General features: G+C 67.2%; 19 protein-coding genes and 1 pseudogene. 6 read left to right on the top strand and 14 right to left on the bottom strand.

Going from position 1 to position 20,307, the window contains the following annotated elements; genetic code table 11:
• Positions 1 to 80: 80 nt before the first annotated feature.
• On the bottom strand, positions 81 to 959 hold the full coding sequence (locus ACSHSS_RS19765) for an SDR family oxidoreductase (protein ID WP_253575598.1): 879 nt from the start codon (positions 957 to 959) through the stop codon (positions 81 to 83).
• A gap of 99 nt (positions 960 to 1,058) precedes the next feature.
• Here ACSHSS_RS19765 and ACSHSS_RS19770 point away from each other — a divergent pair, with 99 nt between their 5' ends.
• Positions 1,059 to 1,946, top strand: coding sequence for a helix-turn-helix transcriptional regulator (locus tag ACSHSS_RS19770; protein ID WP_006402677.1), 888 nt, complete (start codon positions 1,059 to 1,061; stop codon positions 1,944 to 1,946).
• A 290-nt stretch (positions 1,947 to 2,236) separates the two neighbouring features.
• Here the strand turns inward: ACSHSS_RS19770 and guaA are convergent, their stop codons facing one another.
• The 5 genes and pseudogenes from guaA to ACSHSS_RS19795 form a co-directional block, all read right to left on the bottom strand.
• On the bottom strand, positions 2,237 to 3,856 hold the full coding sequence (gene guaA, locus ACSHSS_RS19775; RefSeq protein WP_006402676.1) for a glutamine-hydrolyzing GMP synthase: 1,620 nt from the start codon (positions 3,854 to 3,856) through the stop codon (positions 2,237 to 2,239).
• A gap of 116 nt (positions 3,857 to 3,972) precedes the next feature.
• Positions 3,973 to 4,578: a hypothetical protein gene (locus ACSHSS_RS19780; RefSeq protein ID WP_445545431.1), complete on the bottom strand. Its 606-nt coding sequence runs from the start codon at positions 4,576 to 4,578 to the stop codon at positions 3,973 to 3,975.
• A gap of 6 nt (positions 4,579 to 4,584) precedes the next feature.
• Positions 4,585 to 6,045, bottom strand: coding sequence for an IMP dehydrogenase (guaB, locus tag ACSHSS_RS19785; RefSeq protein WP_006402674.1), 1,461 nt, complete (start codon positions 6,043 to 6,045; stop codon positions 4,585 to 4,587).
• Positions 6,046 to 6,305: 260 nt separating this feature from the next.
• Positions 6,306 to 7,157 (bottom strand): annotated as a pseudogene (locus ACSHSS_RS19790) (DUF2182 domain-containing protein).
• The gene (locus tag ACSHSS_RS19795) at positions 7,144 to 7,908 is read right to left on the bottom strand and encodes a DUF899 domain-containing protein (protein ID WP_059783404.1); all 765 of its coding nucleotides are present in this window, start codon (positions 7,906 to 7,908) and stop codon (positions 7,144 to 7,146) included. The pseudogene ACSHSS_RS19790 and the gene ACSHSS_RS19795 overlap by 14 nt, the downstream one beginning before the upstream one ends.
• A 111-nt stretch (positions 7,909 to 8,019) precedes the next feature.
• Here ACSHSS_RS19795 and ACSHSS_RS19800 point away from each other — a divergent pair, with 111 nt between their 5' ends.
• The 3 genes from ACSHSS_RS19800 to ACSHSS_RS19810 all read left to right on the top strand — a co-directional run bounded on the left by ACSHSS_RS19800 (position 8,020) and on the right by ACSHSS_RS19810 (position 11,062).
• A complete protein-coding gene (locus ACSHSS_RS19800; RefSeq protein WP_445545432.1) occupies positions 8,020 to 9,240 on the top strand; it encodes a helix-turn-helix domain-containing protein in 1,221 nt (406 codons plus the stop codon).
• 60 nt (positions 9,241 to 9,300) lie between these two features.
• Positions 9,301 to 9,978, top strand: coding sequence for a Vgb family protein (locus tag ACSHSS_RS19805; protein WP_445545433.1), 678 nt, complete (start codon positions 9,301 to 9,303; stop codon positions 9,976 to 9,978).
• A gap of 100 nt (positions 9,979 to 10,078) precedes the next feature.
• Positions 10,079 to 11,062, top strand: coding sequence for a DMT family transporter (locus ACSHSS_RS19810; RefSeq protein ID WP_060041510.1), 984 nt, complete (start codon positions 10,079 to 10,081; stop codon positions 11,060 to 11,062).
• Between the two features lie 43 nt (positions 11,063 to 11,105).
• Here the strand turns inward: ACSHSS_RS19810 and ACSHSS_RS19815 are convergent, their stop codons facing one another.
• Both ACSHSS_RS19815 and ACSHSS_RS19820 read right to left on the bottom strand, forming a co-directional pair.
• Positions 11,106 to 11,429, bottom strand: a complete 324-nt coding sequence (locus ACSHSS_RS19815) for an RnfH family protein (RefSeq protein WP_006402668.1) — start codon at positions 11,427 to 11,429, stop codon at positions 11,106 to 11,108.
• A 4-nt stretch (positions 11,430 to 11,433) separates the two neighbouring features.
• Entirely contained in the window at positions 11,434 to 11,871 is a 438-nt protein-coding gene (locus ACSHSS_RS19820; RefSeq protein WP_105854082.1) for a type II toxin-antitoxin system RatA family toxin, read from the bottom strand.
• Positions 11,872 to 11,969: 98 nt separating this feature from the next.
• Between ACSHSS_RS19820 and smpB the strand changes: the two genes are divergently transcribed.
• The gene (gene smpB / locus ACSHSS_RS19825; RefSeq protein WP_006402666.1) at positions 11,970 to 12,416 is read left to right on the top strand and encodes an SsrA-binding protein SmpB; all 447 of its coding nucleotides are present in this window, start codon (positions 11,970 to 11,972) and stop codon (positions 12,414 to 12,416) included.
• Between the two features lie 83 nt (positions 12,417 to 12,499).
• Here the strand turns inward: smpB and ACSHSS_RS19830 are convergent, their stop codons facing one another.
• The 3 genes from ACSHSS_RS19830 to ppsA form a co-directional block, all read right to left on the bottom strand.
• Positions 12,500 to 13,447, bottom strand: a complete 948-nt coding sequence (locus tag ACSHSS_RS19830) for an SPFH domain-containing protein (RefSeq protein ID WP_105854083.1) — start codon at positions 13,445 to 13,447, stop codon at positions 12,500 to 12,502.
• A gap of 38 nt (positions 13,448 to 13,485) precedes the next feature.
• Positions 13,486 to 13,920: an NfeD family protein gene (locus ACSHSS_RS19835; RefSeq protein WP_006407698.1), complete on the bottom strand. Its 435-nt coding sequence runs from the start codon at positions 13,918 to 13,920 to the stop codon at positions 13,486 to 13,488.
• Positions 13,921 to 14,043: 123 nt separating this feature from the next.
• Positions 14,044 to 16,443, bottom strand: coding sequence for a phosphoenolpyruvate synthase (gene ppsA / locus ACSHSS_RS19840; RefSeq protein ID WP_445545434.1), 2,400 nt, complete (start codon positions 16,441 to 16,443; stop codon positions 14,044 to 14,046).
• Between the two features lie 373 nt (positions 16,444 to 16,816).
• Between ppsA and ppsR the strand changes: the two genes are divergently transcribed.
• The gene (ppsR, locus tag ACSHSS_RS19845; RefSeq protein WP_006402662.1) at positions 16,817 to 17,632 is read left to right on the top strand and encodes a posphoenolpyruvate synthetase regulatory kinase/phosphorylase PpsR; all 816 of its coding nucleotides are present in this window, start codon (positions 16,817 to 16,819) and stop codon (positions 17,630 to 17,632) included.
• A 94-nt stretch (positions 17,633 to 17,726) separates the two neighbouring features.
• Here the strand turns inward: ppsR and ACSHSS_RS19850 are convergent, their stop codons facing one another.
• The 3 genes from ACSHSS_RS19850 to lpxB are packed head-to-tail and all read right to left on the bottom strand — an operon-like array spanning position 17,727 to position 20,304.
• Positions 17,727 to 18,509, bottom strand: coding sequence for a TrmH family RNA methyltransferase (locus ACSHSS_RS19850; protein WP_445545435.1), 783 nt, complete (start codon positions 18,507 to 18,509; stop codon positions 17,727 to 17,729).
• Positions 18,506 to 19,138, bottom strand: coding sequence for a ribonuclease HII (gene rnhB, locus ACSHSS_RS19855; RefSeq protein ID WP_006402660.1), 633 nt, complete (start codon positions 19,136 to 19,138; stop codon positions 18,506 to 18,508). The genes ACSHSS_RS19850 and rnhB overlap by 4 nt, the downstream gene beginning before the upstream one ends.
• Positions 19,135 to 20,304, bottom strand: a complete 1,170-nt coding sequence (gene lpxB / locus ACSHSS_RS19860; protein ID WP_035951116.1) for a lipid-A-disaccharide synthase — start codon at positions 20,302 to 20,304, stop codon at positions 19,135 to 19,137. The genes rnhB and lpxB overlap by 4 nt, the downstream gene beginning before the upstream one ends.
• Positions 20,305 to 20,307 lie beyond the last annotated feature (3 nt).

The following is a 20,307-nucleotide window of genomic DNA, read 5'->3' on the forward strand; positions in this document are numbered from 1 at the left end:
ATCGCGCTGCGGCGCCCGGTGCTGCTTTTGCTGCGAGACGATGTGCGTCCAATTGCGCGTCGATCGCACGCCTACGCTAGTCAGGACGCCTCAATTCGCTCGAGATCGGCGATCAACCCAGGCCCCGTCGGATTCCAGCCGAGCACCTTGCGCGTCTTTTCGCTCGAGGCCACGAGATCGTGGCCCGCGAATGCCGCCAGCCAACCGAAATGCGCAGGCGCCTCTTCCGCGGACAGGGACGCGACAGGCACTTTCAGCGCACGACCGATCGCTTCCGCAATATCCCGCATCGGTATGCCTTCTTCCGCCACGGCATGATATTTCGCGCCGGCCTCGTTCTTTTCCAGCGCCAGCCGGTAAAGACGCGCGACATCCGAGATGTGCGCCGCTGCCCATCGGTTGCGTCCTTCGCCGACGTACGCGGACACCCCCTTCTCCCGCGCGACGGCGACGGCGTAGGTCAGAAGCCCTTGCCGCACCGTGTCGTGGACCTGCGGAAGCCTCACGACCGCGGCGCGCACACCCTTCAGCGCGCGCGCCGTCTGCTCCGACACGCGCGGAAACGGGAAATCAGGCGGTACATCGTCGTCCTCGGTCGCGAGCCGGCCCGGGGCGGCCAATCCCGCCGTGCCTGCCGTCACGATCAGAAGCCTGTCCGAACCCGCGAGGACCGAACCCAGCGCTTCGATGGCGCGGCGATCGATCTCGCAGGACTGTGCAAAGTTCGACCAGTCGTGAACGAAGCCGAGATGAAGGACGGCGTCGGCCGCCGCTGCGCCCGCCCGCAGGCTCTCGGTATCTTCGAGCGAACCGCGATGGACGTCCGCGCCAATGGCGGCCAGCGATTTCTCCCCCTCCTCCGAACGCGCCAGACCGAGGACGCGATGTCCGGCGGCGATCAGTTCCTTGACGGTGGGAAGGCCAACAAATCCGGTGGCGCCGGTAACGAAAACACGCATGATTTGCTCTCCAGGTTTGCTTGGGAGACAAATCTAGGCGCAGAGACTATCCTGGTAAAGTAGTGACGTTATCATATTAAATTGATTAACAGGATCGACGTGGAACAGGCGAACGAAAACCTGCTCGGGACGTATCTACGGGACCGGCGCATGAAGCTCGATCCCGTCGCGCTCGGCTTTCCCGCGGGGCGCCGGCGCACGCCGGGGCTGCGCCGCGAGGAAGTGGCGCAGCGCGCGAATATCAGTCCCACCTGGTACACCTGGCTGGAACAGGGTCGCGGCGGCGCGCCGTCGGCCGACGTGCTCGACCGCATTTCGCAGGCCCTGATGCTGACGGACGTCGAGCGCGAGCATCTTTTCCTGCTCGGGCTTGGGCGGCCTCCGGTGGCGCGCTATCGCGAGACGGACGGCGTCACGCCGCGTCTGCAGCGCGTCCTCGACGCGCTGGATCCGAGCCCCGCCCTGATTCGGACGGCGACCTGGAACGTCCTTGCCTGGAATCGGGCGGCGACTGTCATGCTGGGCGACTATGGATCGCTGCCGCCGCATCAGCGCAATGTACTGCGCACGATCTTCCTCGACCCGCGTGCGCGCGCCGTGCAGTATGACTGGGAGAGTGTCGCGCGCCACGTCATCGGTGCATTCCGCGTGGACGCGGCGCGTGCGGGCGCGGCGACGGAGGTGGAACCGCTCGTCGACGAGCTGTCGCGGCTTAGTCCCGAATTCAGGGCGATGTGGCGTGACAACGATGTCCGCGAAATCCACGGCGAGCGTGTCAAGCGCATTCGCCATCCGGTGCTCGGGCCGCTTGCGTTTGAATACTCGACGTTCTCGGTCGACGGCCGGACCGATCTCAGCATGTGTGTCTACAACCCGGCGACGCGGGCCGATCTAGAGAAGATCGCATCGCAGATCGGGTTGGTGGCACACCGCTCGCCGCCGGTGAACGGAGGAGCCATCGCGAACGTGGAAGGTAATGGTCGGTGAGACCGTTGCGTGTTCCGCTGGCCTCTTAAGCCGGGGCAATCGCGGGCTCGGGCTTGAGATTGCGCGAGACAGGTTCTCAGAGGAGACCTGTACCGTCGAAGACGGATTTGAGGGGATAGTGAACCGGACGATCTTGACGATCCGGCTTTCGGTTCTTCGACAGCGCTATCGCCGGCCTGTTCTGCCGGCCGGCGATAGCGGCTGATTGTTGTCGATAGCAGCCGTGACGTGCCTTTCATTGAATCAGCACGTCGCGAGCGTTTTGCGAGAGTCCTCGAGCGGGCGTGACTTCACTCCCACTCGATCGTCGCCGGCGGCTTCCCCGAAATGTCGTACACCGCGCGATTGATCCCGCGCACTTCGTTGATGATCCGGTTCGACACACGCCCGAGCAGCGAATACGGCAGATGCGCCCAGTGCGCCGTCATGAAGTCCGTCGTCTGCACGGCGCGCAGCGCCGTCACGTAGTCGTACGTACGCCCGTCGCCCATCACGCCGACCGACTTCACCGGCAGGAACACCGCGAACGCCTGGCTCGTCAGGTCGTACCAGCTCTTGCCGACGTCCGCTTCGCCGCACAGGCCGGCCGCCGCATCCTGCGCGGTCGCAACCGTGTTGCGCAGCTCCTCGATGAAGATCGCGTCCGCGCGGCGCAGCAGGTCCGCGTACTCGCGCTTCACCTCGCCGAGAATCCGCACGCCGAGGCCCGGGCCCGGGAACGGATGGCGATACACCATCTCCGGCGGCAGCCCGAGCGCGACGCCGAGCTCGCGCACTTCGTCCTTGAACAGGTCGCGCAGCGGCTCGAGCAGCTTCAGGCCGAGCGTCTCCGGCAAGCCGCCGACGTTGTGGTGGCTCTTGATCGTCGTCGCCTTCTTCGTCTTCGCGCCGCCCGACTCGATCACGTCCGGATAGATCGTGCCCTGCGCGAGCCACTTCGCGTTTGACAGCTTCTTCGCCTCGGCCTGGAACACCTCGACGAACTCGCGGCCGATGATCTTGCGCTTCGCTTCCGGATCGGTCACGCCGGCCAGGTGGCCGAGGAACTGCTCCGACGCGTCGATGTGCACAACCTTCGCATGCAGACGGCCTTCGAACATGTCGAGCACCATCTTGCCTTCGTTCAGACGCAGCAGGCCGTGGTCGACGAACACGCAGGTCAGCTGATCGCCGATCGCGCGATGGATCAGCGCGGCCGCCACGCTCGAATCGACGCCGCCCGACAGGCCGAGAATCACTTCCTCGTCACCGACCTGCTCGCGGATCTTCGCGACCGCTTCCTCGATGTGGTCGCGCATGATCCAGTCGGGCTTCGCGCCGGCGATCTGCAGCACGAAGCGCTCGAGCATCTGGCGGCCCTTCACCGTATGCGTGACTTCCGGATGGAACTGCACCGCGTAGTAGCCGCGCGCCTCGTCGGCCATCCCGGCGATCGGGCAGCTCGGCGTCGAGGCCATCAGCTTGAAGCCCGGCGGCAGCTCGGCGACCTTGTCGCCGTGGCTCATCCAGACCTTCAGCATGCCGTGGCCTTCGGCCGTCGTGAAATCCTCGATGCCGTCGAGCAGGCGCGTATGGCCGTGCGCACGCACTTCCGCGTAGCCGAATTCGCGATGGTCGCTCCACTCGACCTTGCCGCCGAGCTGCACGGCCATCGTCTGCATCCCGTAGCAGATGCCGAGCACCGGCACGCCGAGATCCCACACGGCCTGCGGCGCGCGCAGCTGATGGTCTTCGTACGTGCTCGCGTGACTGCCCGACAGGATCACCGCCTTCGGCGCGAATTCGCGGACGAATTCGTCGGACACGTCGTTCGGATGGATTTCGCAGTAGACGTGCGCTTCGCGCACGCGGCGCGCGATCAGTTGGGTGACTTGCGAACCGAAGTCGAGAATCAGGATTTTGTCGTGCATGGCTGCGGACGGGATGATGAGAATAAGAAAAGCAGCGCGTTCGATCGAACCTGCGCTGCGTCAATAGCATGGACGGCGACGTCGGGCGGCGGACGGCACGCGCGACGCATCGCCGGTCAATCCTGCGTCGGCGGGCGCTCGTCGAACGCGACGGTGCCGGACGACGAGCCGGGCCTCGACGGCGCGACGGGCGGAACGGCCGACGACGGCGGCACCGGCGCGGACGGCCGGACGACGACGGGCTCGACCCGCTGCGGCGCGCGCTCGACGACGGGCTCCGACGTGCGCTGCGGCGCACGCGCGTCGAGCGCCTGCGCGCGCTCGCGCCGCCGCACGGCCGACGCGAGTCGCACACCGCCGAGGCCGAGCACGATCAGCACGACGCCGGCGATCGCCGACAGCACCCTGCCGGCCGCCGCCAGCGCGGGGCCGCTGCCGGTGCCGCTCGACCAGACGACCGTCAGCACGCCGGTCAGCCAGTTCACATGGCCGATCGCGCGGGCGACGGGCGCCGTCAGATCGCCGTTGACCGCGGCATGAAACGCGAGCCACGCGAGGCCGAGCAGCGCAATGCCGAAGGCCTGGCCGAGCATCGCCGGTTCGACGTTCGCCAGTTGCAGCGCGTTGAACAGCGCATGCCACGGCGTCAGCACGAACAGCAGCCCGAACGCCAGCAGCAGCACGGCATCGACGACCAGCACGGCTCGCAGCAGCGGTTTCATCGGCGATCAGTCCACGTGATAGTTCGGCGCTTCCTTGGTGATCTGCACGTCGTGCACGTGCGACTCGCGCATGCCCGCCGCGGTGATCTGCACGAATTCGGCCTTCTCGTGCAACTCCTCGATCGTGCGGCAGCCGCAGTAGCCCATGCTCGCGCGCACGCCACCGACCAGCTGGAACAGGATCGCGTTGACCGAGCCCTTGTAGGCGACGCGGCCTTCGATGCCTTCCGGCACGAGCTTGTCGATGTTCGCCGAGTTGTCCTGGAAGTAGCGGTCGGCCGCACCGTCCTTCATCGCACCGACCGAGCCCATGCCGCGGTACGACTTGTACTGGCGGCCCTGATACAGGAACACGTCGCCCGGCGCTTCTTCGGTGCCGGCGAACATGCTACCCATCATCACGGCGTTCGCGCCGGCGGCCAGCGCCTTCGCGACGTCGCCCGAGAAACGCACGCCGCCGTCGGCGATGCACGGCACGCCGGTGCCCTTCAGCGCTTCCGAGACGTTCGCGATCGCGCTGATCTGCGGCACGCCGACACCCGCGACGATGCGCGTCGTGCAGATCGAGCCGGGGCCGATGCCGACCTTGACCGCGTCCGCGCCGTACTCGACGAGCGCCTTCGCGGCAGCGGCCGTCGCGATGTTGCCGCCGATCACCTCGACGTGCGGGAACTTCTGCTTGACCCAGCGCACGCGCTCGAGCACGCCCTTGCTGTGGCCGTGCGCGGTATCGACGACGATCACGTCGACGCCCGCCTGCACGAGCAGCTCGACGCGCTCTTCGTTGTCCGGACCGACGCCGACCGCCGCGCCTGCGCGCAGCTTGCCGTGCTCGTCCTTGCACGCATCGGGGTGCTCGGTCTGCTTCGTGATGTCCTTGACGGTCATCAGGCCGCGCAGCTCGAACGCGTCGTTGACGACCAGCACGCGCTCGAGGCGGTGGCTGTGCATCAGCGCCTTCGCTTCGGCGAGCGGCGTGCCTTCCTTGACGGTGACGAGACGCTCGCGCGGCGTCATGATCGACTTGACCGGTTCGTCGAGGCGCGTTTCGAAGCGCAGGTCGCGGTTCGTGACGATGCCGACGAGTTGCGGACCTTCGACGACCGGGAAGCCCGAGATGCCATGCTGGCGCGACAGCGCGATCACGTCGCGCACCTTCATTTGCGGCGGCACCGTGATCGGATCGCGGACCACACCCGACTCGAAGCGCTTGACCTTCGCGACCTCGCGCGCCTGCTCGGCCGGCGTGAGGTTCTTGTGAATGATGCCGACACCACCCTGCTGCGCCATCGCGATCGCGAGGCGACCTTCGGTGACCGTGTCCATCGCGGCGGACACGAGCGGCATGTTCAGGGAGATGTTGCGGGTCAGCTTGGTCTTGAGGCTGGTGTCGCGCGGCAGAACGTCGGAGAAGGCCGGGACGAGGAGCACGTCATCGAACGTGAGTGCTTTTTGGATCAGACGCATGGCAAATCCTATGGGCGCAAAAGCGAATTATACGCGAAGCGCGGCGAATTTTCACAACACGAACAACGGCTTAGCCGTTTTCCGCCGTTCCGGGGCCGAATCGTTCGAATCGCCGTTCGCTTCGTTTTCGATCGCCTTTCGTTTCGGCCCCGCATCGCCCCGTTCGCGCAATCGGACGGCCGGGGCCGCATCGACCGACCGGCGTGCTGGCCGCGCGCCGGTCGAGTCGCGTCCGCAGGCGTGGCGACGCCCCTCCCCCTTTATGTCGCGCCAGCCGCGCTCGCCAGCATCGCGCTCCCGCACACGAGCATCGCCACGCCGACGATCCGTGCCACGCGATGCCCGTGCGGCAGCAGCCGCTCGGCCGCGATCGCCGCAGTCGCGACCGCCATGACGCGCAGGTCCATCGCGCCGGCCGCCAGCGCCGCGGTCATCAGATTGCCGCAGCAGGCGGCGCAGTGCAGCGCGACGCGCATGCCGTGCCGCCATGCATCGGTGGCGTCGGCACGCGGTGCCGGCGTGCCGGCCGGCTCGTTGCGGCAACCATCGAGCCGATGGCGCTTCCAGCCGGTCAGCTGCAGCGCGCCCGCCGCGAAGACCGTCGCGCCGCTCGCGAACGGCAGCGCATACGCGAGCGCGGGCAACCGCAGCGCCGCCGCTGCGAGCACGTCGCCCGCGATCCAGACGAGCACGCCGATCGCCATCCATACCGAGAAATACGCGACACCCGCGATTGCGACGCGCACCGTCCGATGCGCACGCCCCGGCACGTGCGCGCCGATCAGCTGTCGGTAATGCCAAAGCGCAGGCGCGAGCACCGGCAGCATCATCGCGACGATCATCGCGCCCCACATTCCGGCGAACGCGGCGAACGCACGGTCCGCTCGTCATCCGCACGGGCGGCCCCACGCGGCCGGCGCAAGCCAGCCGCCCGCCGCGATGCCGCCGCCCATCGCGTCCATCGACGCGTGCCGGTTCAGCAGCACGGCCACGGCCGCTGCCGATACGGCAGCCAGCACCGCGCCGAATGCTTGCCGCTCGCGGCCTGTCGCGCGCGCGCTCACCGCGGGCTCGTCGTCGATCGGCGCCGCCGCGCGCTCAGCGCTGCGCATACTCGTCGTGCCGGCGCCACCAGATGCCGGTTTCGTTGCGTCCGAGCGGCGCACGATCGAGCCACGCGTACATGCCCCACAGCGCGTCGAGCCCGCGCGCGTACGTCGAATACGTGTGATAAATCGCATCGTCCTCGCGCACGAACGCGCTCATCCCTGGCCGGTCGCGCGCGTAGGTCCGCGCATCGGTGCCGCAGGTTGCCGCGAACTGCGCGACCGGCGCAGGCGGCGGATCCATGTCCATCGCGTGCGTGCCGCGCGCATAGTTGTAGTCGACGTCGCCCGTGCGCTGCTGCGCCTCGGTGAACGACACGTTGAAGTCGAAGTTGAAATCGCTGTCCGCCGACGATGCCCACGGAAACGTCCATCCCATTCGCCGCCGATAGTCGAGCAGCTTCTCGAGCGGCGCGCGCGAGACGGCCGTCAGCGTCACGTCGTGATGCGCGAGGTGGACGACGAATCCGTCGAAACCGTCGGCGAGCGCCGAGCACGACGGACAGCCTGCCTTGTAGTCGGGGCCGAACATGAAGTGATAGACGAGCAGTTGCGAGCGGCCGCGAAACAGGTCCGCGAGCGTTGCCTGGCCGTCCTCGGTATCGAACCGGTACGTCTTGTCGACGCGCACCCACGGCAGCGCCGCACGCCGCCGCGCGAGTTCGTCGCTTTGCCGCGTCAGCGCCTTTTCGGCGTCGAGCAGTGCACGGCGCGCGGCCAGCCATTCGTCGCGCGTTCCGGTGAGATGGGTCGTCATCGCAGCTTCCTCCGGTCGATCGGTATCGGGCACGGCCGGCGGCCGTGTGCGTGGTGCTAGATTAGGAGCCGTCGCATCGCCGGAGGGAGTGACAAGTGTGTCGGGATTCCGATGGATTCGCTGATTACCGCGGCCGCACGCGCGCTCGCGGGCGGTGACGCGCTCGGCGCGCTGAACCGCGTCGCGCTGCGCGACGATGCGCCGGCGCTCGCCTTGCGCGGGATCGCGCTCGCGCAGCTCGGCGACTTCGAGCGTGCGCGTGCGCTGGTGCGCGCGGCGGCCCGCGCGTTCGGCGCGCGGGAAGTCGTCGCGCGTGCGCGTTGCGTCGTCGCGGAAGCGGAAATCGCGCTCGCGGCGCGCGATCTCGGATGGCCGTCGCGCGCGCTCGACGCCGCGTGCGCGACGCTCGACGCGCACGGCGATCGCGCCAATGCCGCACTCGCGCACCATGTCGACGTGCGGCGCCTGCTGCTGATCGGCCGCGTCGACGAAGCCGAACGCCGGCTCGCGACGCTCGACCCGACGCCGCTGCCGGCCGCATCGCGCGCGGCGCACGAACTGATCGCGGCCGGCATCGCAATGCGTCGCGTACGCGCGCACGCGGCACGCGCGGCGCTCGCACGCGCACGCGAGGCCGCGCTCGCTGCCGGCATCGCCGCACTGACCGCCGAGATCGACGCCGCCGGCCGAATGCTGGCCGCGCCCGCCGCGCGGCTCGTCGCGCAGCACACGTCGCGCGCCGTGCGGCTCGACGACGTCGAGGCGCTGTTCGCGTTCAACGCGCTCGTCGTCGACGCGTGCCGATACACGGTGCGCGATCCGCGCACGACAGTGCCGCTCGCGCGCCGCCCGGTGCTGTTCGTGCTCGCGCGTGCGCTCGGCGAAGCGTGGCCGGCCGACGTGCCGCGCGACGCGCTGATCGCCGCCGCGTTTCGCACACGGCATCCGGACGATACGCATCGCGCGCGGCTGCGCGTCGAAATCGGCCGCCTGCGCGGGCTGCTGCGCCCGCTCGCGAACGTCACCGCGACGCCGCGCGGATTCGCGCTCGAACCGCTCGGCCCGCGCGACGTCGTGGTCCTCGCGCGCCCGGTCGACGACCGCCATGCCGACGTGCTCGCGCTGCTCGCCGACGGCGAAGCATGGTCGAGCTCCGCCCTCGCGCTCGCGCTCGGCGCGAGCCAGCGCACCGTGCAGCGCGCGCTCGACGCACTCGCCGAAGCGGGCAAGGCACACGCGTTCGGGCGCGGCCGCGCGCGCCGCTGGACCACGCCGCCGCTGCCGGGATTCGCGACGACGTTGTTACTCCCGATGCCGGTCGCAGGCGACTAGGATCGACCTGCATGACGAACCGCCCCGGCGACCGGCCGACCGAACGACAAGGTGATCACGATGACACGATCGAAAGCAGACATTCTTCGCGAATACGGCCCGTTTCCGGGCGTCGACGGCGTGCACGGCGTCACGTTCGACGGACAGCGGATCTGGTTCGCGTCCGGCGACAAGCTGAACGCGCTCGATCCGGAGCGCGGCACGACGGTTCGCACGATCGACGTCGCCGCGCATGCGGGCACCGCGTTCGACGGCCGCCATCTGTTCCAGATCGTCGAAGACCGCATCGAGAAGATCGACCCCGAATCGGGCCGCGTGCTCGCGACGCTGCCCGCGCCGGGCGGCGGCGGCGATTCGGGGCTCGCGTGGGCCGAAGGCACGCTGTGGGTCGGCCAGTACCGCGAACGCAAGATTCATCAGGTCGATCCGCAATCGGGCGCCGTGCTGCGCACGATCGAATCGAACCGCTTCGTGACCGGCGTCACCTGGGTCGACGGCGAGCTGTGGCACGGTACCTGGGAAGCCGACCGCAGCGAGCTGCGACGCATCGATCCCGAGTCGGGCCGCGTGCTCGAGCAACTCGACCTGCCCGACGGCGTCGGCGTATCGGGGCTCGAATCGGACAGCGGCGAGCGCTTTTTCTGCGGCGGCGGCAACAGCGGCAAGCTGCGCGTCGTACGCCGCCCGGCGCGAACGGCGCCGTCGGACGACGCGCAACACGAATCCACCGACGACTGACGCGCATCGCGCACCGCGCCGCGAGTGCAGGAATGGACAAGACGCACCGAGCGGGCACGGCTACCATGCGCGCTCGTCAGTGATTCGTCCGGAGCAGTGAATGCAGCGCGGTGTGGTGTACGGCGTCCTCGCAGGCGCCATGTGGGGCATGGTCTTTCTCGTTCCGCGTTTGCTGACCGACTTCTCGCCGCTGCTGCTGAGTGTCGGCCGCTACGCGATGTACGGGCTCGTGTCGGTGGCCGCCGCGTTGCCGGCCGCGCGCTCGCTGCTCGCACGGCTCACGCGCGGCGACCTGATCGCGCTCGCGAAGCTCGCGCTCGTCGGCAACGTCGCGTACTACATGCTGCTGTCCGCCGCCGTGCATTCGATCGGCATCGCGCCGAGCTCGCTGATCGTCGGCGTGCTGCCCGTCACCGTCACGCTCGCGGGGCTCGGCGACCGCGGCGCGGTGCCACTGCGGCGGCTTGCCGCACCGCTCGCGCTCGTCGTCGCCGGCATCGCCTGCATCAACGTCGATCTGTTCACGTCGGAAGCCGCGCACGCGACGACGCTCGCGCAAAAGCTCGCCGGCATCGCTTGCGCGGCCGGCGCGCTCGCGAGCTGGACCTGGTATGCGGTCGCCAACACGCGCTATCTGCAACGCCATCATCGTTTCGACGGCAACGAATGGTCCGTGCTGTGGGGCGTCGTGACCGGTGCGATCGGCGCACTCGGCTGGGCCGTGATCGTCGCGCTGCCGGCCGGCACCGTGCAGGCCGCGCTGCCCGCGTCGCGCTGGCACCTGTTCTGGCTGCTGAACCTCGGCCTCGCGATCGGCGCGTCCTGGCTCGGCAACGGGCTCTGGAACGCGGCATCGAAGCGGCTGCCGCTCACGCTGTCGGGCCAGTTGATCGTGTTCGAGACGGTGTTCGCGATGCTCTATGCGTTCATCTTCGATCAGCGCATGCCGCGCGTGCTCGAAATCGCGGCGCTCGTGCTGCTGCTCGCGGGCGTGTACGGGTCGGTGCGGCGGCACGGCGATGCGGACGGCAACGGCAACACGCCGACGCGCCCCGCGATCGATCCGAACGCTGCCGCGCACTGAGCGCGGCCGCTTCGATCGGACGAATGGAACAAACGCACGCGGCTCAGCGCGCGTCCTTGTGCATCCACTTGCGGCCCTCGACGGAGCCGTCGCGGCGCGCCTTGTCGACACGCCGTTGGCGCGCGATCTTCGGATCGACGATCAGCGGACGATAGATCTCGACGCGATCGTGATCGGCGAGCGGCGCGTCGAGCGACGCGAGCTTGCCGTAGATGCCGGTTTTCGCGTGCGCGAGATCGATTTCGGGATGCAGCGCGAGCACGCCGCTCGCCTCGATCGCCGCGCGCACGGTCGCGCCTTCGGGCAGCGATACCGGAATCAGCGTCTGACGGTCGGGCAGCGCATAGCAGACTTCGATCGACAGCATCGCCTCACCCTTTGCCGTAGCGCTGGTCCGCACGCTTCACGAACGAATCGACGAACGTGTTCGCGATATGGTTGAACACCGGACCGATGATCTTTTCGAGCAGGATGCTCGAGAACTCGTAGTGCAGCGAGAATTCGATCTTGCACGCATCGGCGCGCAGCGCGGTGAAGCGCCACGAGCCCGTGAACTTCTTGAACGGGCCGTCCGCGAAGTCCATGTCGATCCGCGTCGGACGCTGCTGCGTATTGCGCGTCGCGAAGTGCTGCTTGATGCCCTTGAAGTTGATGTCGATGCGCGCCTCCATCCCGCTCTCGTCCTGACGGCGAATCTCGACACCGCCGCACCAGGGCAGGAAATTGGGGTAGTCGGCCACGTCGGTGACGAGGTCGAACATCTGTTCCGCCGAATGACGGATCAATACGGTTTTGTGGACATCTGCCATAAATCGCGCGGCATCGCTGAAGGTGGGAAAGCAAGCCGGGCGATCCGCGCCCCGCTTTGCTAAAATCGTGATTTTAAACGAGTTGGCCCGATCCTTTCATGAGCATCATCGACAACAGGAAAGCGCACTTCGATTACCACATCGAGGAACGCTATGAGGCGGGGCTCGTGCTCGAGGGCTGGGAAGTCAAGGCGCTGCGCGCCGGGCGCGGGCAGATCAAGGAAGGCTACGTCGTGATCAAGAACGCCGAGATCTTCCTGATCGGCACGCACATCAGCCCGCTGCCCGAAGCCTCGACGCACATCAAGCCCGATCCCGTGCGCACGCGCAAGCTGCTGCTGCACCGTGACGAGATCAAGAAGCTGATCGGCAAGGTCGAGCAGCGCGGCTATACGCTCGTGCCGCTGAACTTCCATTACAAGGGCGGCCGCGTGAAGTGCGACATCGCGCTCGCGAAAGGCAAGAAGCTGCACGACAAGCGCGAAACCGAGAAGAAGCGCGACTGGGAACGCGAGAAGGCGCGCATCATGCGGGCCGGCGCCTGACGCGGCGCGTGCGCATCGCCTGAAACGATACGGCCCGCTTCGAGCGGGCCGTATTTCTTTGTCGACGCGACGATGCGTGCGCGTCAGCCGTTGCCGCGCGGCACGTCGGCCGCGGCCGGCGTCGCGCGCTTGACGATCGTCAGCGCGGACGCGATCGCCGTGCCAAGATCGGACAGATTGGACGGCACGATCAGCGTATTGCCCTGCTTCGCGAGATTCGAGAACGCGCCGACGTATTGCTCGGCGACCTTCAGATTCACCGCGTCCATCCCGCCTTGCGACTGGATCGCGCTCGCGATCTTCTGAATCGCCTGCGCATTCGCTTCGGCGACCGCGAGAATCGCGGCCGCTTCGCCCTGCGCCTGATTGATCGCGGCCTGCCGCTCGCCTTCGGACTTCTGAATTGCGGCCTCGCGCGCACCCGATGCGAGGTTGATCTGCTCCTGCTTGCGCCCTTCGGACGCGGCGATCAGCGCGCGCTTCTCGCGCTCGGCCGTGATCTGCGCCTGCATCGCGTGCAGGATTTCCTTCGGCGGCGTCAGGTCCTTGATCTCGTAGCGCAGCACCTTCACGCCCCAGTTCGCGGCGGCCTCGTCGAGCGCCGACACGATGCTGTGATTGATGAAGTCGCGCTCCTCGAACGTCTTGTCGAGCTCGAGCTTGCCGACCACCGAGCGCAGCGTCGTCTGCGCGAGCTGCGTGATCGCGAGTACGAAGTTGCTCGACCCGTACGACGCCTTCATCGGATCGGTGACCTGGAAATACAGCACGCCGTCGACCTGCAGCTGCGTGTTGTCGCGCGTGATGCAGACCTGGCTCGGCACGTCGAGCGGAATCTCCTTCAGCACGTGCCGGTACGCGATGCGGTCGACGAACGGCAGCACGATGTTCAGCCCCGGCGACAGCGTCGCGTGATAGCGGCCGAAGCGCTCGAGCACCCACGCGTGCTGCTGCGGCACGATCTTCACCGTCTTCGATACGATCACGATCGCGATGATGAGCAGAACGACCCAGATGATCAGCGAATCCATCGACATTTCCTCCTTGTTGTATGCATGGGCACGGACGGTCAGCCCGCAGGTTTCGCGACGACCACGAGGCAGTTGCCGCGCACGGCGCTGACCTGATAGACGCGCGCATCGTCGCGCTCGCCGGCCGCCAGCTCGACGTCCCACTCGGCACCGCGATACTGGACGCGCGCGCGGCCGTCATGCCACGCGCCGACCGTGACGGTCGCGCCGATATCGAGGTTGACGTCGGGATTCGTCGACGTATCGCGCTTCTGCTTGCGCCCGAGCCCCGAGCGGCGCAGCGCGATCATCGCGACAAGCGCGATGGCGGCGGCCGCGCCGATTTGCACGTGCGGCGCAAAGCCGGCGAGCTGCAGCAGTCCGCCGGCGACGAAGCCGAGCGCGATCATCAGCAGATAGAACGTCCCCGTCAGCAGCTCGGCCACGACGAGCACGCCGACTCCGACCCACCAGAACAACTGCGCCGACATCATTACGGTCTCCTGCAAACGAAAACACCCCGGATCTACCGGGGTGTTTATAGCATGAACCTTGCATTTTGCCTTCAACGAAAGTGCGGCCGAGCCGCCCTTTCGTCGAAGCGACGCGATCGACCGTTACTTCCGGTTCGCGAGCGCCTGCCAGGTATCGATGATCGTGTCCGGGTTCAGCGAGATCGACACGATGCCTTCGTCGGTCAGCCACTGCGCGAAATCCGGATGATCGGACGGGCCCTGACCGCAGATGCCGACGTACTTGCCCATCTTGCGGCACGTATCGATCGCGCGCTTCAGCAGGAACTTGACTGCCGGATCGCGCTCGTCGAAATCGACGGCCAGCAGCTCCATGCCCGAATCGCGATCGAGGCCGAGCGTGAGCTGCGTGAGGTCGTTCGAGCCGATCGAGAACCCGTCGAAGTACCGCAGGAACTCTTCCGCGAGAATCGCGTTGGTCGGCACCTCGCACATCATCACGAGGCGCAGCCCGTTCTCGCCGCGCTTCAGGCCGAACTTCTCGAGCAGGCCGACGACGCGTTCCGCCTGCTTCACGGTGCGCACGAACGGCACCATGATCTCGACGTTGGTCAGGCCCATCTCGTCGCGCACGCGCTTGAGCGCACGGCACTCCATCTCGAACGCCTGCGCGAAGTCGTCGGCGATGTAGCGCGACGCGCCGCGGAAGCCCAGCATCGGGTTTTCCTCGTCCGGCTCGTAGCGCGAACCGCCGATCAGCTTCTTGTACTCGTTCGACTTGAAGTCGGACAGACGCACGATCACGGGCTTCGGATAGAACGCCGCGGCAATCGTCGCGACGCCTTCGGTCAGCTTGTCGACGTAGAACGCACGCGGCGACGCATGACCGCGCGCGACGCTCTCGACGGCCTTCTTCAGATCCTGATCGACGTTCGGATACTCGAGGATCGCCTTCGGGTGCACACCGATGTTGTTATTGATGATGAACTCGAGACGCGCGAGGCCGACGCCGGCGTTCGGCAGCTGCGAGAAGTCGAATGCGAGCTGCGGGTTGCCGACGTTCATCATGATCTTCACCGGAATTTCCGGCAGTTCGCCGCGCTGCACTTCGGTGACTTCCGTCTCGAGCAGCCCGTCGTAGATCTTGCCTTCGTCGCCTTCCGCGCACGACACGGTGACGAGCGCGCCGTCCTTCAGCACGTCGGTCGCGTCGCCGCAACCGACCACGGCCGGCACGCCGAGCTCACGCGCGATGATCGCCGCGTGGCAGGTGCGCCCGCCACGGTTCGTGACGATCGCCGACGCGCGCTTCATCACCGGCTCCCAGTTCGGGTCGGTCATGTCGGCGACGAGCACGTCGCCCGGCTGCACGCGTTCCATTTCGGACGGATCCTGGATCACGCGCACGGGGCCCGCACCGATCTTCTGGCCGATCGCACGGCCGGTCGCGAGCACCTGCGACTGGCCCTTCAGCTTGAAGCGCTGCTCGGCCTTGCCGCTCGCCTGGCTCTTCACCGTCTCCGGACGCGCCTGCAGGATGAAGATCTTGCCGTCGCGGCCGTCCTTGCCCCACTCGATGTCCATCGGACGCTGGTAGTGCTTCTCGATGATGACCGCGTACTTCGCGAGCTCGATCACGTCGTCGTCGGTGATCGAGTAGCGGTTGCGCTGCTCGTGCGGCACGTCGACCGTCTTCACGCGGCCCGGCTCGCCCGGCTGCGTGAATTCCATCTTGATCAGCTTCGAGCCGATCGAGCGGCGGATGATCGGGTACTTGTCCTGTGCGAGCGTGGTCTTGAACACGTAGAACTCGTCCGGGTTCACGGCGCCCTGCACGACCGTTTCGCCGAGACCGTAGCTCGACGTGATGAACACGGCGTCCTTGAAGCCCGACTCGGTGTCGATCGTGAACATCACGCCGGCCGCGCCGACGTCCGAACGGACCATGCGCTGCACGCCGGCCGACAGCGCGACTTCGGCATGCGTGAAGCCCTTGTGCACGCGATACGAGATCGCGCGGTCGTTGTACAGCGACGCGAACACGTGCTTCATGCGGTCGAGCACGTCCTCGATGCCGACGACGTTCAGATACGACTCCTGCTGACCGGCGAACGAGGCGTCGGGCAGATCTTCGGCCGTGGCGGACGAACGCACGGCGAACGACAGCTCGCCCGGCGAGCCGCTTTGCAGCACTTCGAACTGCGCGCGGATTTCCTGCTCGAGGCGCGGCTGCAGCGGCGCATCGACGATCCACTTGCGGATCTCGGCGCCGGCTTCGGCGAGCGCCTTCACGTCGTCGATGTCGAGCGACTCGAGACGCTTCGCGATGCGGTCGGTGAGGTCGTTGTGCTTGAGGAAATCGCGGAATGCGAGCGCGGTCGTGGCGAAACCGGTGGGAACGCGCACGCCTGCCTCGGCAAGCTGGCTGATCATCTCGCCGAGCGACGCATTCTTGCCGCCCACGATTTCCACATCGGTCATCCGCAACTGCTCGAACGGAATTACATACGCCTGGTCCTTTGCGACGTTTGCTGCGTTAGTCATACAAGCCCCTAAGTGTGAAAAAAATGCTCGATCGCGCAAGTGGGCTTGAACGCGGGCGCTTGCAAAAAGGCGCGGCGCGTCTTGCGCAACCTGTTAGATAAACAATCGCCGACGCGAAAGCTTCCGACCCGATTACAAAAATCCCGGCAGAAGGGCGAATTTTGCAGATGAATCGCCGAACTTGCCGGGAGTTTTGAATCGCTCGCGGCAAGCCTCGGGCACCGTACGCGCCCCGCCCCCGCAATTGCTTATCCAACAGGTTGCCGCTATTCTACCGTGCCGGCTGCAGGATGTGGCACGACCTTGTCACTGCGTCTGGAGGGCGGCCTCGAGCCGCCCGCGCAACCGCCCTTCACGTTCGACGTCCAGATTCATGCTGCCTACCGTTTTCATCGTCTCCGACGGCACGGGGATTACTGCCGAAACCTTCGCGCACTCGATCCTCTCCCAGTTCGACCAGAAGTTCCGCCTCGTGCGCGTGCCGTTCGTCGATTCGCTCGACAAGGCGTACGCGACCGTCGAGAAGATCAACGAAGCCGCCGTGCACGACGGCCGCCGCTCGATCGTGTTCACGACGCTCGTCGACAGCGAGTCCAACGAGATCGTCAAGCGCTCGAACGCGCTCGTGCTCGACATGTTCCAGCGCTTCGTCGAACCGCTCGAGCAGGAACTGCAGCTGAAGTCGAGCCACGCGATGGGCCGCGGCCACCAGAATGCGGACACCGAGGAATACAAGACGCGCATCGAGGCGATCAACTTCTCGCTCGCGCACGACGACGGCCAGTCGAACCGCAACCTGTCGGAAGCGGACGTGATCCTGGTCGGCGTGTCGCGCAGCGGCAAGACGCCGACGAGCCTCTATCTCGCGATGCAGTACGGCGTGAAGGCCGCGAACTATCCGCTGATTCCGGAAGACTTCGAGCGCGGCAAGCTGCCGTCGGCGCTCGCGCCGCACCGCGACAAGCTGTTCGGGCTGTCGATCGATCCGCAGCGTCTGTCGGAGATCCGCAACGAGCGGCGTCCGGGCAGCAAGTACGCGGCGCCCGAAAACTGCCGCTACGAGATCAACGAGGCCGAAGCGATGATGCGGCGCGAAGGCATCAAGTGGCTGTCGTCGACGCACAAGTCGATCGAGGAAATCGCGACGACGATCCTGCAGGAGATCCGTCTCGAGCGGCAGTCGTACTGATCGTCGCGGCGGATCGTCCCGCCCGAAGCAAAAAGGCCGCGTTCGACGCGGCCTTTTTTCGTTCTCGCCCTGATGGGGCGATCTGCGCGCGAGATCACGCGCGCCGCTGCTGCCGGACCTGCTCGAACAGACATACCGCGGCAGCCGCCGCGACGTTCAGCGACTCCATGCCGCCCGGCTGCGGAATCGTCACGCGATGGGCGGCGATGTCGCGCCAGAACGCCGACACGCCCGCGCCTTCGTTGCCGAACACCCACGCGACCGGTTGCGACAGGTCGCAGTCGTAGATCGCCTGCGCGCCGTGCGAATCGGTCAGCGCGACCGGCACGTCGAGCCGCGCCGCGAGCGCGTCGGGCGCGACATCCTCGTGGATCGACAGCAGGAAATGCGCGCCCATGCCGGCACGCAGCACCTTCGACGACCACGCATAGGCGGTGCCGGGCGCGCAGAACACGTGCCGCACGCCGGCCGCCGCCGCACTGCGCAGGATCGAGCCGACGTTGCCGGCGTCCTGCACGCCGTCGAGCACGACCGACGTGTGCGCGACGCGCGCCGGCAGCGGCTGCGACGGGCGATCGACGAGCAGCAGAAAACCGACGCCGTTGACGACGTTCGACAACTGTCCGAACAGCGCATCGGGCAGCGTCACGATGCGCTGCGCGTCGATGCGTGCGACGATCGCCTGCGCTTCCGCATGGCCGAGCGCGCCTTCGGTCGCGACGCACAGCTCGGGTATCGCGCCCGTATCGAGATAGGCGCTCGCGAGGTGGAATCCTTCGAGCAGCGCCTGCCCGCTGCGGCGCTGATGGGGCGTCGAACCCGCAAGCGCCTTCAGGCGCTTGTAGAGCGGGTTGTCCCTTGACGTAATGACTTTCATCGAATCAGATCGAGCGCTTCGCGCACGGGCGCGAACGAACGCCGATGCGCTTCGCACGGGCCGTGCTCGCGCAGCGCGGCAAGATGTTGCGGGGTGCCGTAGCCTGCGTGCACGTTGAAACCGTAGACGGGAAAACGTTCGTGCAGATCGACGAGCATGCGGTCGCGCGTGACTTTCGCGAGGATCGATGCGGCCGAGATGCTCGGCACGAGCGCATCGCCGCTGACGATCGCCTCCGCGCGCACCGACAGCGTCGGGCAGCGGTTGCCGTCGATCTGTGCGAGCGTCGGCAGCACCGACAGCCCTTCGACCGCACGCTTCATCGCGAGCATCGTCGCATGCAGGATGTTCAGCGAGTCGATTTCGTCGACGCTCGCCGATGCGACGCAATACGCACGCGCATTCGACACGATCAACTCGTACAGCGCATCGCGCTTCTTCGCGGACAACACCTTCGAATCGTCGAGCCCGTCGATCGGCCGGGCGGGATCGAGAATCACCGCGGCCGCGACGACGGGCCCGGCAAGCGGCCCGCGCCCCGCTTCGTCGACGCCGCAGACGATCTCGTCCGGGCGGTTGAAATCGAAGCCCGCCTGCATATCGGCGAACGTGATGCGGCCCGCCGTCATGCGCGCCTCTTGCGCTGGTCGAGCACGCGCGCGACGGCCTCGGCCGCCTTCGCGGCGGTGTTCTGCCGCAGCGACACGTGCATCTCGGTGAACACTTCGGTCAGCGTGCGGCGATTCGCGTCGTCGCGCAGCTGCGTGAGCGTGGCGTCGGCGAGCGCCTCGGGCGTCGCGAAATGCTGCAGCAGCTCGGGCACGACGAAGCGGCCGGCGAGAATGTTCGGCAGGCCCACGTACGGCAGATAGCCCTGCCGGCGCATGATCTGCCCCGTCAGCCAAGGCACCTTGTACGAGATCACCATCGGCTTTTTCAGCAGCGCCGCTTCGAGCGTGACGGTGCCGCTCTTCACGAGAATCGCGTCGGCGGCCGTCATCGCGACCTGCGAGCGGCCGTCGGTGATCGTCAGCGCAAGCTGCGGATGCGCGTCGACGAGCGGCTGCAGCAACTCGCGCAACGCGGGCGTCGCCGCCGGCATCACGAAGCGCAGGCCCGGCTCGCGCTGCTGCATCAGCGCCATCGCCGCGAAGAAGGTCGGGCCGATCAGCGCGATCTCCGAGCGGCGGCTGCCGGGCAGCACCGCGATCACGGGGCCGTCGGCCGGCAGGCCGAGCGCGATGCGCGCGCCGTGCGTGTCGGGTTCGAGCGGAATCTCGTCGGCGAGCGGATGGCCGACGTACGTCGATGCGACGCCCGCCTTGTCGAGAATCGCCGGCTCGAACGGGAACAGGCAGAGCATGTGGTCGACGGACTTCGCGATCTTCTTGATCCGCCCGCCACGCCACGCCCAGATCGACGGACAGACGAAGTGGATCGACGGAATGCCCGCGTCGCGCGCCGCCTGTTCGACGTTGAAGTTGAAGTCGGGCGCGTCGACGCCGATGAACGCGTCGGGCCGCTCCGCGAGCAGCTGGCGCTTCAACTCGCCGCGTATGCGCAGGATCTCCGGAATCTGGCCGAGCGCCTCGACATAGCCGCGCACCGTCAGCTTGTCCATCTGCCAGTGCGAGTCGAAGCCCTGCGCGATCATCCGCGCGCCGCCGATCCCGTAATAGTGGGTCGACGCGGGCAGCCGCTCGCGCAATCCGCCGAGCAACGACGCCGCGAGCAGATCGCCGGACGGTTCGCCCGCCACCATCGCGAGCCGGAGCTGAGTGGTCGGCAGCGGCATCGC

It is taken from the genome of Burkholderia sp. BC1 (genome assembly GCF_052683555.1).